Here is a 14747-nt window from a genome sequence, read left to right as displayed (position 1 = left end):
GCGAACGGCACCGTCACGCTCTGGCCCGCGGCTTGGGCGGCGGCATCGATCGCCGCGCCTCCGGCCAGCACGATCAGGTCGGCCAGCGAGACCTTCCGGCCGCCCGGAGCCGAGGCGATGAAGGCCTTCTGGATGCCTTCCAGTTTGGCCAGCACCTTGCCGAGCTCGGCCGGATCGTTGGCCGCCCACTCCTTCTGCGGCGCGAGACGGATGCGCGCGCCGTTGGCGCCGCCGCGCTTGTCGCTGCCACGGAAGGTCGAGGCCGAGGCCCAGGCGGTGCGCACCAGCTGGCCGATCGACAGGCCGGAGGCCAGCACCTTCTCCTTCAGCGCCGCGATGTCCTTGGCATCCACCAGCGGGTGGTCGACCGCCGGCACCGGGTCCTGCCAGATGAGCACGTCCTTCGGCACCAGCTTGCCCAGGTAGCGGGCGCGCGGGCCCATGTCGCGGTGGGTCAACTTGAACCAGGCGCGGGCGAAGGCGTCGGCGAAGGCGGCCGGATCCTGGTGGAAGCGGCGCGAGATCTTCTCGTAGGCCGGGTCGAAGCGCAGCGAGAGGTCGGCCGTGGTCATCATCGGCGGATGCTTCCTGGCCGGGTCGTGCGCGTCGGGAATCAGGTGCTCGGGCTTGCAGTTCTTCGGCGTCCACTGGTGGGCGCCGGCCGGGCTCTTGGTCAGCTCCCACTCGTAGCCGAACAGCATGTCGAAGTAGCCCATGTCCCACTTCGTGGGGTTGGGCTTCCACGCGCCCTCGATGCCGCTGGTGATGGTGTGCACGCCCTTGCCGGTGCCGAAGCTGTTCTTCCAGCCGAAGCCCTGTTCCTCGATGGGCGCGCCCTCGGGCTCCGGGCCGACGTGGCTTTCCGGGCCGGCGCCGTGCGCCTTGCCGAAGGTGTGGCCGCCGGCCACCAGCGCCACGGTTTCCTCGTCGTTCATGGCCATGCGGGCGAAGGTCTCGCGCACGTCGCGGCCGGAGGCCACCGGGTCGGGGTTGCCGTCCGGGCCCTGCGGATTCACGTAGATCAGGCCCATCTGCACCGCGGCCAGCGGGTTGGCGAGTTCGCGCTCGCCGGAGTAGCGGCTGTTGGCCTCCTTGCTGGATGCCAGCCACTTCATCTCGGTGCCCCAGTTGATGTCTTCCTCGGGCTCCCAGATGTCGGGGCGGCCGCCGGCGAAGCCGAAGGTCTTGAAGCCCATCGACTCGAGCGCGACGTTGCCGGCCAGGATCATCAGGTCGGCCCACGACAGCTGCTTGCCGTACTTCTGCTTGATCGGCCACAGCAGGCGGCGCGCCTTGTCGAGGTTGCCGTTGTCCGGCCAGCTGTTCAGCGGCGCGAAGCGCTGGTTGCCGTGGCCGGCGCCGCCGCGGCCGTCGGCGATGCGGTAGGTGCCGGCGGCGTGCCAGGCCATGCGGATCATCAGGCCGCCGTAGTGGCCCCAGTCGGCCGGCCACCAGTCCTGCGAATCGGTCATCAGCGCGTGCAGGTCCTTGACCACGGCGTCGAGGTCGAGGCTCTTGAACTCCTTCGCATAGTCGAAGTCCTCGCCCATCGGGTCGGACTTCGCCGAGTGCTGGTGCAGGATCGACAGGTTGAATTGCTCGGGCCACCAGTCGCGGTTGCTGCGGCCGCCGGCGCGGGCATTGCTCGGCGCGCCGTGCGCGAACGGGCAACCGGCTGCGGCTTGGGATTCGGGCTTGCTCATCGTGTTTCCTCGCAGTTGTGGGACCAGGGAGCCCCGACTGTAGGAAGCGATGCCTCGAGGGTCCAAGCGAAATCCTCGAAGACCGCGATAGCCCGCTGGGGCTATCGGCCCGATAGGCGGCGGGTCAGTCGGTCAGCCGCTTCACCCCGGGCAACTCGCAGGCGTAGATGCAGTTGCGCAGCGCGGCGATCGCCTCGTAGCGCGTGAAGGTTCGCCGCCAGGCCAGCACCACGCGGCGCGTGGGCGCCGGCGCGGAGAACTTGATGTAGGTGACGTGCGATTGCGGCTCCTTCGGCACGCTGAGCTGCGGCACCACCGTCACGCCCATGCCGGAGGCGACCATGTACTTGATGGTCTCCAGCGAACTGCCCTCGAAGCTCTTGCGAATGCCCTCGGCGTCGCTGGAGAAGCGTGCGTACTCCGGGCAGACCTCGAGCACGTGGTCGCGGAAGCAGTGCCCGGTGCCCAGCAGCAGCATGGTCTCGCTCTTCAGCTCCTCGGCGGTCAGGCTCTTGCGCTTGGCCAGCGGGTGCGACTTCGGCACGGCCGCCATGAAGGGCTCGTCGTACAGCGGCGCCACCGCCAGGCCGGTGTCGGGGAAGGGCTCGGCCATGATGGCCGCATCCAGCTCGCCGGTACGCAGCATCTCCAGCAGCTTGGCGGTGAAGTTCTCCTGGATGATCAGCGGCATCTGCGGCACGCGCTCGATCGCCTGCTTCACCAGATCCGGCAACAGGTAGGGGCCGATGGTGTAGATCACGCCCAGGCGCAGCGGGCCGGAAATCGGGTCCTTGCCGCGCTTGGCGATCTCCTTGATGGCCGCGGCCTGCTCGATCACCGACTGCGCCTGGCGCACGATCTCCTCGCCCAGCGGCGTGACGCTCACCTCGCTGGCGCCGCGCTCGAAGATCTTCACGTCGAGCTCTTCCTCGAGCTTCTTGATCGCGACGCTGAGCGTGGGCTGCGAGACGAAGCAGGCCTCGGCGGCACGGCCGAAGTGCTTCTCCCGCGCGACGGCGACGATGTAGCGGAGTTCGGTGAGCGTCATGCCCGCAAGTATCGCAGCGCCGCGCATCGCGGCGTGCGCCGGCCGGGCTCGCGCGGCGGTACTGCGGCGTCCGGCGCTTGCCGCGTCGGCCGGAGCGCGGGAACCTGCGCGGGCGGCATGTGCCGCGCATGCACCCGATTCATGGACACAGCCTCACGCCCCCGCCTCCTGCTCGCCGCGCTCGCCGCGGCGGGTGCCCTCTCCGCCTGCTACGTGGTGCCGCTCGATCCGCGTACCGGCCAGCCCTACCCGCCGCCCGGCTTGCGCGAGGGGGGCAGCGTCACCGTCGTCACGCCGCCGGCGCCTTCCGCGCCGCCCCAGCCCGGCGTGCTCCACGTTCGCCTGTACCCGCTGAACCCGCAGGCCAATCAGGGTGGTCTGCTCAACGCACTGGTCGTCGACAGCCACACCGGCCGCGGCAGCTTCAGCCTGGCCTACCTGGGCGACACGCTGCAGGGCGAGGCCACGCGCGTCGACACGAGCTACGCCGCCTTCGGCCGCCTCCACAACGAGGTGCTGGGCACCAACGCGCGCCACTTCAGCGGGCGGCGCGGCATCGCCAACGCCTACGGGCCCAAGGGCGTGAACGTGCAGTGCGAGTACCTGATCAGCGGGCCGGCCCAGGGCACAGGGGTTTGCCTGTTCTCTGACGGTGCCAAGTACCAGATGCACTTCGGATGAGTGCTCAGGCCTTCAGGTAGTCGCTCTTCGAACCCAGCCAGCGCGCCACGTGCCGCTCGGCGGCCTGCGGATGCTGCGACAGCAGCGCCAGCGCCGCCGTGCGCGCGAGCCGCACCAGCGGCTCGTCCTCGGCGAGGTCGGCAAAGCGCAGCAGCGGCGCGCCCGACTGCCGCGCGCCGAAGAACTCGCCGGGGCCGCGGATCTCCAGGTCGCGCCGCGCGATCTCGAAACCATCGTTCGTCTCGATCATCGCCTTCAGCCGCGACTTGGCGGTGTCCGACAGCGGCGTCGTGTAGATGAGCACGCAGACGCTCGCCACCGCGCCGCGGCCGACGCGTCCGCGCAGCTGATGCAGCTGCGAGAGGCCGAAACGCTCGGCGTGCTCGATCACCATCAGCGAGGCGTTGGGCACGTCGACGCCGACCTCGATGACGGTGGTCGACACCAGCACGCCCATCTGACCGCCGGAGAACAGCGACATCACCGCCGCCTTCTCCGCCGCCGGCATGCGGCCGTGCAGCAGGCCGACCATCTGCCCCGGCAGCGCCGCGCACAGCTGCTGGTGGGTGGCGGTGGCGTTCTGCAGGTCGAGCGTCTCGCTCTCCTCGATCAGCGGGCAGACCCAGTAGACCTGCCGGCCTGCCGCCACCTCGTCGCGGATGCGCGCGATCACCGCCTCGCGCTTGTCGTCGGCGAACAGCTTGGTGACCACCGGCGTGCGGCCGGGCGGCAGCTCGTCGATGGTGCTGATGTCGAGGTCGGCGAACAGCGTCATCGCCAGCGTCCTGGGGATCGGTGTGGCCGACATCATCAGCGTGTGCGGCTCCAGCGGCCCGTCCTGCAGCTTGGAGCGCAGGGCCAGCCGCTGCTGCACGCCGAAGCGATGCTGCTCGTCGATGATCGCCAGTCCCAGCTTCGCGAATTCGACCTGGTCCTGGATCACCGCATGGGTGCCGACCACCAGTGCCGCCTCGCCCGAGGCCACCTTCTCCAGCATCTCGCGGCGCGCCTTGCCCTTGCGGCTGCCGGTGAGCCAGGCCACGGTGATGCCCAGCGGCGTGAGCCAGCCGACCAGCTTGCGCAGGTGCTGCTCGGCGAGGATCTCGGTGGGCGCCATCAGCGCGCACTGCCAGCCCTGCTCGATGGCGATCGCTGCGGCCAGCGCCGCCACCACCGTCTTGCCCGAGCCGACGTCGCCCTGCAGCAGGCGGTGCATCGGAGTCTCGCGACCCAGGTCGCGGGCGATCTCCTCCACCACGCGGCGCTGCGCCTCGGTCAGCGCGAACGGCAGCGCGGCGAGCAGCTTCTCCTGCAGGCCGCCGGCGCGCACCGCGAAGGCCGGGGCGCGCTGCCGCTCGCGCTCCTGCTTGGCCTTCAGTTGCGAGAGCTGCTGGGCCAGCAGCTCCTCGAACTTCAGCCGCTGCCAGGCCGGGTGGCTGTGGTCTTCCAGTGCCGCCACGCTCACGTCGGGCGCCGGGTGGTGCAGGAACTGCAGCGCCTCGCGCAGCGGCGGCAGCGAAGGCGGCACCGTGCCGGGCGGCAGTTGCTCCGACAGGTCGGCGCGCGCCAGGCCCGAGGCCACCGCCTTGCGCAGATAGGCCTGCGGCAGCTGCGCCGTGGTGGGGTACACGGGCGTCAGTGCGCGGGCCAGCGGCGAGCCCGCCTCCACCGCCTTGAAGCTCGGGTGCACCATCTCCAGCCCGAAGAAGCCTCCGCGTGCCTCGCCGCGCACCCTTACGCGCGCGCCCTCGGCCAGCGTCTTCTGGTGCGAGGGGTAGAAGTTCAGGAAGCGCAGCACCAGCTCGTCGTCGCCGTCGGAGAGCCGCACGACGAGCTGCCGGCGCGGGCGGAACTGCACGCGGCTGTCGGTGACCACGCCCTCGACCTGCGCGGTGTCGCCGTCGCGCAGCGAAGCGATGGGCACGAGCCGGGTCTCGTCCTCGTAGCGCAGCGGCAGATGCAGGGCGAGGTCGATGTCGCGCACGAGGCCGAGCTTCTCCAGCGCACGCTGCGGCGCCGACTTCGGCTTCTTCTCGTTCGACGGGGGCGCGGCCTCGGCCATGGGCGCCGATTCTCGCCGCTGCAGGCGTGACATCTGCCCGGCGGGTGTCGCGCGTCGCAGTCGTACAGCGCCACCTTGGCGCCCCCGGGAGTTCTCTCTAGCCGGGGAGCCGGCGCGCGGCCTTAGCATCGCGGCCGTCGTCGTCACCCCCTGCTGCCCCGCCATGCGCTTCGTCGCCCGTGTTGCCCTCGTCCTGGCCGTCGTGGCCGTCGTCAGCGCGCTCTCGGCGCTGGCCTGGGATCGCTCGGAACGCGCGGCGGCCCAGCCGGCGGCACGCGTCGGCCCTCACTGACGGCGCCCTCCAGTCCCGCGGCATGGCACCATCGCGGCCTCGCATCACAGGCCGGTACAGCCTCCATGCCCGACACGACACCTCCTCGCTCCTACACGCTCGCCGACTTCGATTTCGACCTGCCGGCCGAGCTGATCGCCCAGCATCCCGCCCCTGAACGCTCTGCTTCGCGCCTGCTCGATGCGACCGGGCCGACGCCCGTGGACCGCGTCTTCCGCGAGCTTCCCGCGCTGCTCGACGCCGGCGACCTGCTGATCTTCAACGACACCCGCGTCATGAAGGCGCGGCTGCTCGGCGCGAAGGCCAGCGGCGGCGCGGTCGAGGCGCTGGTCGAGCGCGTGCTGCCGGGCCACGAGGTGCTGGTGCACCTGCGCGCGAGCAAGTCGCCCAAGCCGGGCAGCGTGGTGCGATTCACCGCCGCCGAAGGCGCTTCCGCCTTCGAGGCCGAGGTGCTCGGCCGCGGCGGGCCGGACGGTTCGCTTTTCCACCTGCGCTTTCCCGGCGAGCCGCTGGCGCTGCTCGAGCGCCACGGCCACGTGCCGCTGCCGCCCTACATCACCCATGCCGACACGGCCGAAGACGAGCGGCGCTACCAGACCGTGTTCGCGAAGAACCCGGGCGCGGTGGCCGCGCCCACCGCCGCGCTGCATTTCGACGAGACCGTGCTCGCTGCGTTGCGCGAGCGCGGTGTCGGCCTGGCCAGCGTGACGCTGCACGTGGGTGCCGGCACCTTCCAGCCGGTGCGCAGCGAGAACATCGCCGAGCACCGCATGCACAGCGAATGGTTCGAGGTGCCGCAGGCCACGGTGGATGCCGTGGCGAAGGCAAGGGCCGCCGGGCGGCGCGTGGTCGCGGTGGGCACCACCACGCTGCGTGCGCTCGAATCGGCAGCGCTCGGCGGCACGCTCGCCGCCGGCGCACGCGACACCGACATCTTCATCACGCCGGGCTTCACGTTCCTCGTGGTCGACCGGCTGATCACCAATTTCCACCTGCCGAAGAGCACGCTCATGATGCTGGTCAGCGCCTTCGCCGGGCACGAGCGCGTGATGGCGCTGTACGCCCACGCCGTGCGCCAGCGCTACCGCTTCTTCAGCTACGGCGACGCGATGCTGCTCGAGCGCGAGACAGTCGCTGCTCCGCGCTGAGACAGGCGTCGCGCCGAGGCATCGGCGCATTGCTCCACTCTGGCAAAACGCGGTGGGCGGTTGACCGATCTCAAATCGGCCAAGGGGTCGCTTCCTAGCATGGGTCGCAGGTACAACGATCCTTCGAGGAGGACCCCATGAAGAAGACCCCGCTGCTCCTGCTGCTGCTCGCTGCCCTGCCGGCGCTGGCTGCCGGCAACGACGAGGCGATGACCGCGCTGGCGAAGAACGCGGGCTGCCTGACCTGCCACGACGTCGAGCCCGGCGCCAAGGGCCCCGACGGCCTGCCGCCGATCGGCCCGGCCTGGCGCGACGTGGCCGCCAAGTACAAGGGCGTGAAGGGCGCGCAGGCGCAGCTGACCGGCATCGTGATGAAGGGCTCCAACCCCTACGACAGCCACTGGAAGGGCCAGGCCAGCGGCTTGGCGATGCCGCCCAACGCGGTGGCGATCAAGGAGGCCGACGCGAAGAAGCTGGTGGAGTGGATCCTGGCACTGCAGCCCGCGAAGAAGGGCTGACGCTCTCGCAGGGCAGCGGGCCGAGCCCGGGCCGCTCCCAAGCCGGCCCGCGATCCCCTCGGGGGATCGCTCGGCGTACCCGCCGAGCGAGGGGCGCCTGTTCCCCCCGACAATCAGGGCATGCTCCAGTTCGAACTGCTCAGGACCGAAGGCCACGCCCGCCGTGGCCGGCTGACGCTCAACCACGGCGTCGTCGAGACGCCGGTCTTCATGCCGGTGGGCACCTACGGCACGGTCAAGGGCGTGATGCCCTCGTCGCTTGAGGCGATGGGCGCGCAGATCATCCTCGGCAACACCTTCCACCTGTGGCTGCGCCCGGGGCTGGACATCCTGCGCCAGTTCGGCGGGCTGCACCGCTTCGAGGCCTGGAACAAGCCCATCCTCACCGACAGCGGCGGCTTCCAGGTCTGGTCGCTCGGCGACATGCGCAAGATCAGCGAGGAGGGCGTGAAGTTCGCCTCGCCGGTCAACGGCGACAAGCTGTTCCTCACGCCCGAGGTGAGCATGCAGATCCAGCGCGTGCTCAACAGCGACATCGTCATGCAGTTCGACGAGTGCACGCCCTACGAGACCAAGGGGCACATCACCACCGAGAAGGAAGCACGCGTCTCGATGGAGCTGAGCCTGCGCTGGGCCAGGCGCTGTCTGGCGGAATTCGAGCGGCTGGAGAACCCGAACGCCCTGTTCGGGATCGTGCAGGGCGGCATGTTCGAGCACCTGCGCGAGGAGTCGCTGAATGCTCTCGTCGAGCTCGACTTGCCGGGCTACGCCATCGGCGGCGTCAGCGTCGGCGAGCCCAAGGAGGACATGCAACGCATCATGGCGCACACGCCGCACCGCCTGCCCGCGGGCAAGCCGCGCTACCTGATGGGCGTGGGCACGCCGGAAGACCTGGTCGAGGGCGTGGGCCAGGGCGTGGACATGTTCGACTGCGTGATGCCCACCCGCAACGCGCGCAACGGCCACCTGTTCACCCGCTTCGGCGACCTGCGCCTGCGCAACGCCCGCTACAAGACCGACGAACGGCCGGTCGACGAGACCTGCGCCTGCCCCACCTGCGCGAGCTTCAGCCGCGCCTACCTGCACCACCTCGACCGCTGCAACGAGATGCTCGGGCCGATGCTGGCCAGCATCCACAACCTGCACTACTACGTGAACCTGATGCGCGAGGTGCGCGAAGCGCTGGATGCCGGCGCGTTCGCGGCCTTCGCGGCGAAGTTCGCTCAGGACCGCGCGCGCGGCGTCTGAGTCCGAACGGAGGTTGATGCGGGTCAGGCCCGCGGCGCGGGGCGGCGCCGAAGATCGTCGTCCCTTTGACGCGATGCCACCGCCATGCCCCGCCGCATCCCGGCCGACCAGGCCGCTCCTTTCGACACCGACGTGCTGATCATCGGCGCGGGCCCGAGCGGCCTGGCGCTGGCGCGTGCGCTGGCCGATGCCTCCGTCCGCAGCATCGTGCTCGATGCGCAGGACGCCGCCACGCTGGCCGATCCCGCCCCCGACGGCCGCGACATCGCGCTGACCCACCGTGCGGCGGTGGTGATGCGCCGCCTCGGCCTGTGGGAGCGCCTGCCCGAGGCCGAGGTCGCGCCGCTGCGCGAGGCCGAGGTCTACAACGGCAGCGACCTCAAGCCGCTGCGCTTCGACCCGCAAGGATCGGGCGAGGGCGAGCTGGGCTGGCTGGTGGCCAACCACGTGATCCGCCGCGCCAGCTGGCAGGCGGTGCAGGGCCGCGAGGCGATCGAGCTGCGTCCGTCCACCAAGGTGCTCGGCCTGGCCATCGACGCGGCGGGCGCGACGCTGCGTTGCCGCGCGGGCGATGGCGCCGAATCCACGCTGCGCGCGCCGCTGATCGTCGCTGCCGACAGTCGCTTCTCCGAGTCGCGCCGCCAGGCCGGCATCGGCGCGCAGATGCGCGACTTCGGCCGCAGCGTGATCGTCTGCCGCATGGCGCACACCGAGTCGAACCGCGCGGTGGCGCAGGAGTGCTTCCACCGCGGCCACACGCTGGCGGTGCTGCCGATGAACGGCGGCGAGAGCTCGATCGTGGTGACGGTGTCATCCGACCAGGCGCTGGCGATGCAGCGCTGGAGCGACGAGCAGTTCACCGCCTGGGCGCAGCAGCAGCTCGGCGGCCGGCTCGGCGAGATGAGGATGCGCGGCGCGCGCCACCTCTATCCGCTGGTGGCGGTGTATGCGCAGCGCTTCGTGGCCGAGCGCTTCGCGCTGATCGGCGATGCGGCGGTGGGCATGCACCCGGTCACCGCGCACGGCTACAACTTCGGCCTGTACGGCGTCGACGTGCTCAGCGCCTTGCTCGCCGCGGCGCACCGCGCCGGCCGCGACCTCGGCCGCATCGACGTGCTGCAACCCTACGAGACGCGGCACCGCCGCGAGACCTGGCCGATCTTCCACGGCACCAACGCGATCGTCGGCCTGTTCACCGACGACGGCGAGGCGGCGCGGCTGCTGCGCCAGGCGGTGGTGCGCGTGGCCGAACACCTGCCGCCGCTGAAGAGCGCCATCACGAGCCGGCTGACGCGCAGCACCGCCACGCCCTGGCCGCCGTTGCCGCCCCTGCCGCCCTTGCCGAAGCTGCCCCCGCTGCCGTCGACGCTGGCGTCGCTGTGGCGAAGCTGAGGCGAGCCTGATCAGGACGCCAGCAGGGCGCTCACCCGTTCGCGCAGGCCGGCCGGGCTGACCTGCGCCGCCGGCACCGGCTCGCCCGCCACGAGGCCGACGCGGCTGAAGAAGCCACGGCGGAAGGGCTTGGCCATCGCGTTGCCGTCGATGCGCGAGAAGAACGAGCCCCACAGGTTCTGCAGCGCCAGCGGGACCACCGGCACCGGATTGGCCTCGAGCAGCTTCATCACCCCGCCCTTGAACTCGCCGAGCGTGCCGTCGCGCGTGATGCCACCCTCGGGGAAGATGGCCAGCAGGTCGCCGCCATCCAGCACCTGCTTCGCGCGCACGAAAGCCTGCTCGTAGGCCTGGGCGTCTTCCTTCTGAGGCGCGATCGGAATGGCCTTGGCCAGGCGGAACAGCGTGCCCAGCACCGGTGTGGCGAAGATGCGGTGGTCCATGATGAAGACGATCGGCCGCGGGCTCGCCGCCATCAGCAGGATCGCGTCGACGAAGCTGACGTGGTTGCACACCAGGATGGCAGCGCCTTCGGTCGGGATGTGCTCGTCGCCGCGCACCTTGAAGCGGTACACGAGCCGCGTGGCCACCCAGGCGATGAAGCGCAGCAGGTACTCGGGCACCAGCAGGAAGATGTAGCCGGCCACCAGCAGGTTGAGCAGCCCGGTGATCAGGAACAGCTGCGGCACCGTGACGCCGGCCTTGAGCAGCAGCGCGGCCATCGCGGCGCTGCCGATCATGAACAGCGCATTGAGGATGTTGTTGGCAGCGATGATGCGCGAGCGGTGGCTGGGCTGCGCGCGCATCTGGATCAGCGCATACATCGGCACGCTGTACAGGCCGGCAAAGAGGGCCAGCAGTGCCAGGTCGGCCATCACGCGCCAGTTGGCGCCGAGCGCGACGAACTGGCCGAGCGTGAGCGCCGTCTCGGGGTGGACGATGCCGCGCGAGGCGAAGTACAGGTCGATCGAGAAGACGCTCATGCCGAAGGCGCCGAAGGGCACCAGGCCGATCTCGACGTGGCGGCGCGACAGCGTCTCGCACATCAGCGAGCCGATCGCGATGCCGATCGAGAACACCACCAGCAGCAGCGAGGCCACCTGCTCGTTGCCGCCGAGCACGTCCTTGGCGAACGATGGGAACTGCGTCAGGAACACCGCGCCGAAGAACCACATCCAGGAGATGCCCAGCAGCGAGCGGAACACCACGATGTTCTCGTGCGCCAGCTTGAGGTTGCGCCAGGTCTCGGTGAAGGGATTCCAGTTGATCTTCAGCGCGGCATCCGTCGGCATGGCGCTGGGCACGAACTGCGCGCTCACGCGGCCCAGCACAGCCAGCGCCAGGCAGCTCCAGGCCACGTAGCTGGGGCCGACCTCGGGCACGGCAATCAGCAGCCCGCCGACCACGTTGCCGAGCAGGATGGCCACGAAGGTGCCCATCTCCACCATGCCGTTGCCGCCGGTGAGCTCGCGCTCGTTCAGGTGCTGCGGCAGGTAGGCGTACTTCACCGGGCCGAACAGCGTCGAGTGCACACCGAGCAGGAAGGTGCAGCCCAGCAGCACCGGCACGTTCTTCGCGGTGAAGCCGTACAGCGCCGCCGCCATGATCGCGATCTCCAGGCTCTTGACGAAGCGGATCAGCGTGGCCTTGTCGTACTTGTCGGCCAGCTGGCCCGAAGTGGCAGAGAAGAGCAGGAAGGGCAGGATGAACAGCGCCGCGATCAGCTGCACGACGAGCGCCGGCGCCAGGCTGCCGGCGTTCGCCGCGCCGTAGGTGACCATCACGGTGAAGGCGAACTTGAACAGGTTGTCGTTCCCCGCGCCGAGGAACTGCGCCCAGAAGAAGGGCGCGAAGCGGCGCTGGCCGAGCAGCGCGAACTGGTTGGGGTGCGGGTCGTGCGGTGTGCTCACCGGTTCCTCCTGATCGTTCTTGGTCTTCTGGTCAGCGGATCACCTGGACGGGCCCGCCGAGCCCGCTGCGATTCAACCACGTGAAGACCGAGTCCACCGTGACCGTCTCGATGCGATCCGAGAAGCGCTTCTCGTTCGGATGGTCGTCGAAGGCGATGTTCGCCGCGGTGGCGCGGGCGCCGAGGCGGGTGAAGGCACCCAGGCGCAGCGTGGTCGGCTCGTAGCCGCTGAACTTCAGCCAGGCCTGGGCACGTTCGCGGCTGAAGCCGGCGGCGTCCGCCGACTGCGCCATCGCCAGCGTCTCGATCGCCCACTGGTTGCTCTGCTGGTAGCGCTGCGCCCAGGGGTAGGCCACCATGCTGTAGGCGCTGGTGTGCAGGCGCAGGGCCTGCGTGTTGTCGCGCAGCACCGGCAGCAGCTTCGCCTGCACGGCGGGATCGGGCACCACCACGCCGGCCTTGTACTCGTGCAGGTCGTCGAGGAAGAACTCGCCCAGGCCCTGGCGGTAGACATCGGCGCGCGCGCTGCCGCAGGCATTGAGCTTGTGCACCACGCGCCAGCGGGTGCCGTCCTTGTAGGCCAGGCCGAGGTGCGACCAGGCCAGGCCGTACTTCGACAGGTCCTGCCCCGCGCGCGCCAGCACCACCACCTGCGCGCCGCTGGCGTCGAGCGCGGCGGCGGTGTGCTGGGCCAGCGTCATCGCGCGCTGCACGCTGACGGCCTGCGGCGGCTTCTGCTCGCAGCTGCGCCCGGCCTGGGCGGCGCCCGCGGCGAACTGCGACGCGATCGCGAGCGCAAGAACGAGGGCGGCTCTCATCGGCTGATGCGCTCGTTGTAGAGCAGCGCCTTGCCGATCTCGTTGGGGATGTAGGCCAGCGCCTGGCCGGCGGCCGACAGCACCCAGCCGGCGCTGAAGGCCGTGACCACGACCGCCGTGCCGGCCGCGACCGACAGGCTGCCGGCCGCGGCGGCCGACAGCGTGACGCTGGCGCGCGCGCCGTCGGAGGCGCGCTCCAGCACCCACACCGTGCCCTCGGCGGAGGCCTCGACGGCCACCACCGTGAGCATCACGCCGCCGGACAGCAGCATGGCCGGAGCAGCCACCGACACCGCCACCGGCAGGGCCGACAGCGCGCTGGCGTCCGAGGCGTTGACGTGGGCGCGGGCCGGGCCCGCCAGGGCCGCGGCCAGCGCGGCCGCGGCGGCGAAGGAGCGGAGGAATCGATTCGTCATGACGGGCCTCACTGTTCGTTGGCCATGCGGCGCGCTTCGGCGCGGATCTCCGCGATGCGTGCCTCGTGGGCGTCGCGCAGCGTCTTGGCCAGCGTGAACACGCTGGAGATCAGGAACAGCCAGGCCACGCCGAGGAAGGCCTTGTAGGTCGGGTTGATGTCCATGCGCCACAGGCCCCAGCCGGTCAGCGTCATCGCCAGCGCGAAGCCGCCCCAGACCACGGTGCCCCACATCGGCGTGTCGACACGCTGGCCCTGGTTGTCGCGCACGTACTTGGCGACCATGAAGGCCGCCGAGAGGCAGAAGCCGTAGCCCATGAACATGAAGGCGCGGTCGAGATCCTGGCCCGGCAGGTAGGCCAGGCCGACGGCGCACAGGCAGGCGGCAACGGCGAAGGAGATCCAGACCTGGGCCTTCCAGGCCTTGGTGTCGTGGTGGATCGCGAGGCGGCTCATGCGTTCTTCCCTGTCGGGTGGTTGAAGGTGAGCGCATGGTGGCGTGGCGCGCCGCGGGTATCCATCACCCCAAGGAGGGTTGCACGCCGGCGTGCCTGAAGTATCGTTGAGCGGTACTTTTCGGGAGCCAAACACGATGAGCACGACCCAGGACCTGGTCACCGCGCTGAAAGCGGAGCTGAAGGCCGCGGGCATCACCTACGCCGACCTCGCGCAGGAGCTCGGCATGGCCGAGTCGAGCATCAAGCGCATCTTCGCCAAGGCCGACATGCCGCTGTCGCGCATCGACGAGGTGCTGCGCGTGCTGAAGATGGACTTCGCCGACCTGGCGCGCAAGGTGGCCGATGCGCAGCCGCTGCGCCGCGAGCTCACGCACGAGCAGGAGGCCGCGCTGATCGCCGACCGCAAGCTGCTGCTGGTGGCGATCTGCGCGCTGAGCCAGTGGACCTTCGAGCAGATCGTCGCCACCTACACGCTCACCGAGGCGGAGTGCGTGAAGTGCCTGGTGCAGCTCGACAAGCTCGGCTTCATCGAGCTGCGTCCGCTGAACCGCTACCGGCTGAAGGTGGCCAAGGGCTTCCGCTGGCGGCCCAACGGCCCGGCGATGCAGTACTTCCGCGAGCACGTCGTCGACGACTACTTCAGCGGCGGCTTCGACGGCGAGGGCGAGATGCTGATGCTGGTGCACGGCCAGATCGGCCGCAGCCTGGCCGCCACCTTCATGGAACGGCTGCAGCGCGTGGGCCAGGACTTCGCCCAGCAGCACCTGGCCGACCAGAAGCTCGCGCCCGACCAGAAGCGGCCCTACACGCTGGTGGTGGGCATGCGCTCGTGGCTGTTCGCCGCCTTTCGAGACCTCAAGCGGGAACCCGACCGGATTCCCTGAGGGGCCTCAGCGCGCCGGCAGGGTCGCTGCTGCGGCAGCTGCGGTGGTGGCTGCGGCGGTCGCACCGCCGCGCGTGGCCGCCACACGCGGGCCGGCGAGCGTCTGCGCCAGCGGGCTGTGGAGCTTCACTGCCAGCGTGGCCGGCGTGAGGTTCGGGTCGTGCGGCAGCGA

At 70.4% G+C, this 14747-nt stretch carries 14 protein-coding genes; 7 read left to right on the top strand and 7 right to left on the bottom strand.

What is annotated here, in order from left to right; translation table 11 throughout:
• Both katG and AB7U92_RS08020 read right to left on the bottom strand, forming a co-directional pair.
• The coding region (gene katG / locus AB7U92_RS08025) for a catalase/peroxidase HPI (protein WP_428575660.1) at positions 1 to 1703 on the bottom strand (1703 nt) is incomplete at its 3' end.
• Between the two features lie 124 nt (positions 1704 to 1827).
• Positions 1828 to 2751, bottom strand: coding sequence for a hydrogen peroxide-inducible genes activator (locus tag AB7U92_RS08020; protein ID WP_428575659.1), 924 nt, complete (start codon positions 2749 to 2751; stop codon positions 1828 to 1830).
• Between the two features lie 141 nt (positions 2752 to 2892).
• Here AB7U92_RS08020 and AB7U92_RS08015 point away from each other — a divergent pair, with 141 nt between their 5' ends.
• Positions 2893 to 3432 carry a hypothetical protein gene (locus AB7U92_RS08015; RefSeq protein ID WP_428575658.1) on the top strand — a complete coding sequence of 180 codons (540 nt, stop codon included), beginning with the start codon at positions 2893 to 2895 and terminating at the stop codon, positions 3430 to 3432.
• A 4-nt stretch (positions 3433 to 3436) separates the two neighbouring features.
• Here the strand turns inward: AB7U92_RS08015 and recG are convergent, their stop codons facing one another.
• Positions 3437 to 5623, bottom strand: a complete 2187-nt coding sequence (gene recG / locus AB7U92_RS08010; RefSeq protein WP_428575657.1) for an ATP-dependent DNA helicase RecG — start codon at positions 5621 to 5623, stop codon at positions 3437 to 3439.
• A gap of 34 nt (positions 5624 to 5657) precedes the next feature.
• Here recG and AB7U92_RS08005 point away from each other — a divergent pair, with 34 nt between their 5' ends.
• The 5 genes from AB7U92_RS08005 to ubiM all read left to right on the top strand — a co-directional run bounded on the left by AB7U92_RS08005 (position 5658) and on the right by ubiM (position 10092).
• On the top strand, positions 5658 to 5786 hold the full coding sequence (locus tag AB7U92_RS08005; RefSeq protein WP_428575656.1) for a hypothetical protein: 129 nt from the start codon (positions 5658 to 5660) through the stop codon (positions 5784 to 5786).
• A 65-nt stretch (positions 5787 to 5851) separates the two neighbouring features.
• Complete coding sequence (queA, locus tag AB7U92_RS08000) at positions 5852 to 6934, top strand: tRNA preQ1(34) S-adenosylmethionine ribosyltransferase-isomerase QueA (RefSeq protein ID WP_428575655.1); 1083 nt, start codon at positions 5852 to 5854, stop codon at positions 6932 to 6934.
• A 137-nt stretch (positions 6935 to 7071) separates the two neighbouring features.
• Positions 7072 to 7452 (top strand): c-type cytochrome, encoded by a 381-nt coding sequence (locus AB7U92_RS07995; RefSeq protein ID WP_428575654.1) that lies wholly within the window; start codon positions 7072 to 7074, stop codon positions 7450 to 7452.
• A 120-nt stretch (positions 7453 to 7572) separates the two neighbouring features.
• Entirely contained in the window at positions 7573 to 8700 is a 1128-nt protein-coding gene (tgt, locus tag AB7U92_RS07990) for a tRNA guanosine(34) transglycosylase Tgt (protein WP_428575653.1), read from the top strand.
• Between the two features lie 84 nt (positions 8701 to 8784).
• Positions 8785 to 10092: a 5-demethoxyubiquinol-8 5-hydroxylase UbiM gene (ubiM, locus tag AB7U92_RS07985; RefSeq protein ID WP_428575652.1), complete on the top strand. Its 1308-nt coding sequence runs from the start codon at positions 8785 to 8787 to the stop codon at positions 10090 to 10092.
• 11 nt (positions 10093 to 10103) lie between these two features.
• Here ubiM and AB7U92_RS07980 read toward each other — a convergent pair whose 3' ends face one another.
• Genes AB7U92_RS07980 through AB7U92_RS07965 form a run of 4 tightly spaced genes read right to left on the bottom strand, consistent with a single transcriptional unit; the run spans position 10104 to position 13690 of the window.
• Positions 10104 to 12002 (bottom strand): MFS transporter, encoded by a 1899-nt coding sequence (locus tag AB7U92_RS07980; protein WP_428575651.1) that lies wholly within the window; start codon positions 12000 to 12002, stop codon positions 10104 to 10106.
• A gap of 31 nt (positions 12003 to 12033) precedes the next feature.
• Positions 12034 to 12819 (bottom strand): DUF2145 domain-containing protein, encoded by a 786-nt coding sequence (locus AB7U92_RS07975; RefSeq protein WP_428575650.1) that lies wholly within the window; start codon positions 12817 to 12819, stop codon positions 12034 to 12036.
• Positions 12816 to 13235, bottom strand: a complete 420-nt coding sequence (locus AB7U92_RS07970; protein ID WP_428575649.1) for a hypothetical protein — start codon at positions 13233 to 13235, stop codon at positions 12816 to 12818. Before AB7U92_RS07970 ends, AB7U92_RS07975 begins: the two co-directional genes overlap by 4 nt.
• A gap of 8 nt (positions 13236 to 13243) precedes the next feature.
• Positions 13244 to 13690 (bottom strand): YiaA/YiaB family inner membrane protein, encoded by a 447-nt coding sequence (locus tag AB7U92_RS07965; protein WP_428575648.1) that lies wholly within the window; start codon positions 13688 to 13690, stop codon positions 13244 to 13246.
• A 136-nt stretch (positions 13691 to 13826) separates the two neighbouring features.
• Between AB7U92_RS07965 and AB7U92_RS07960 the strand changes: the two genes are divergently transcribed.
• On the top strand, positions 13827 to 14576 hold the full coding sequence (locus tag AB7U92_RS07960) for a helix-turn-helix domain-containing protein (RefSeq protein ID WP_428575647.1): 750 nt from the start codon (positions 13827 to 13829) through the stop codon (positions 14574 to 14576).
• Positions 14577 to 14747 lie beyond the last annotated feature (171 nt).

Source organism: Piscinibacter sp. (genome assembly GCF_050175855.1).
Taxonomy (GTDB): Bacteria; Pseudomonadota; Gammaproteobacteria; order Burkholderiales; family Burkholderiaceae_C; genus Piscinibacter.
Note: the sequence above shows the minus strand (reverse complement) of the source record. Positions and strands in the feature narration are given on the sequence as shown.

Coding starts and splice junctions, on each gene's coding strand:
- AB7U92_RS08020 (WP_428575659.1), bottom strand. CDS start 2,751: ATGACGCTCACCGAACTCCGCTACATCGTCGCCGTCGCGCGGGAGAAG.
- AB7U92_RS08015 (WP_428575658.1), top strand. CDS start 2,893: ATGGACACAGCCTCACGCCCCCGCCTCCTGCTCGCCGCGCTCGCCGCG.
- recG (WP_428575657.1), bottom strand. CDS start 5,623: ATGCTAAGGCCGCGCGCCGGCTCCCCGGCTAGAGAGAACTCCCGGGGG.
- AB7U92_RS08005 (WP_428575656.1), top strand. CDS start 5,658: ATGCGCTTCGTCGCCCGTGTTGCCCTCGTCCTGGCCGTCGTGGCCGTC.
- queA (WP_428575655.1), top strand. CDS start 5,852: ATGCCCGACACGACACCTCCTCGCTCCTACACGCTCGCCGACTTCGAT.
- AB7U92_RS07995 (WP_428575654.1), top strand. CDS start 7,072: ATGAAGAAGACCCCGCTGCTCCTGCTGCTGCTCGCTGCCCTGCCGGCG.
- tgt (WP_428575653.1), top strand. CDS start 7,573: ATGCTCCAGTTCGAACTGCTCAGGACCGAAGGCCACGCCCGCCGTGGC.
- ubiM (WP_428575652.1), top strand. CDS start 8,785: ATGCCCCGCCGCATCCCGGCCGACCAGGCCGCTCCTTTCGACACCGAC.
- AB7U92_RS07975 (WP_428575650.1), bottom strand. CDS start 12,819: ATGAGAGCCGCCCTCGTTCTTGCGCTCGCGATCGCGTCGCAGTTCGCC.
- AB7U92_RS07970 (WP_428575649.1), bottom strand. CDS start 13,235: ATGACGAATCGATTCCTCCGCTCCTTCGCCGCCGCGGCCGCGCTGGCC.
- AB7U92_RS07965 (WP_428575648.1), bottom strand. CDS start 13,690: ATGAGCCGCCTCGCGATCCACCACGACACCAAGGCCTGGAAGGCCCAG.
- AB7U92_RS07960 (WP_428575647.1), top strand. CDS start 13,827: ATGAGCACGACCCAGGACCTGGTCACCGCGCTGAAAGCGGAGCTGAAG.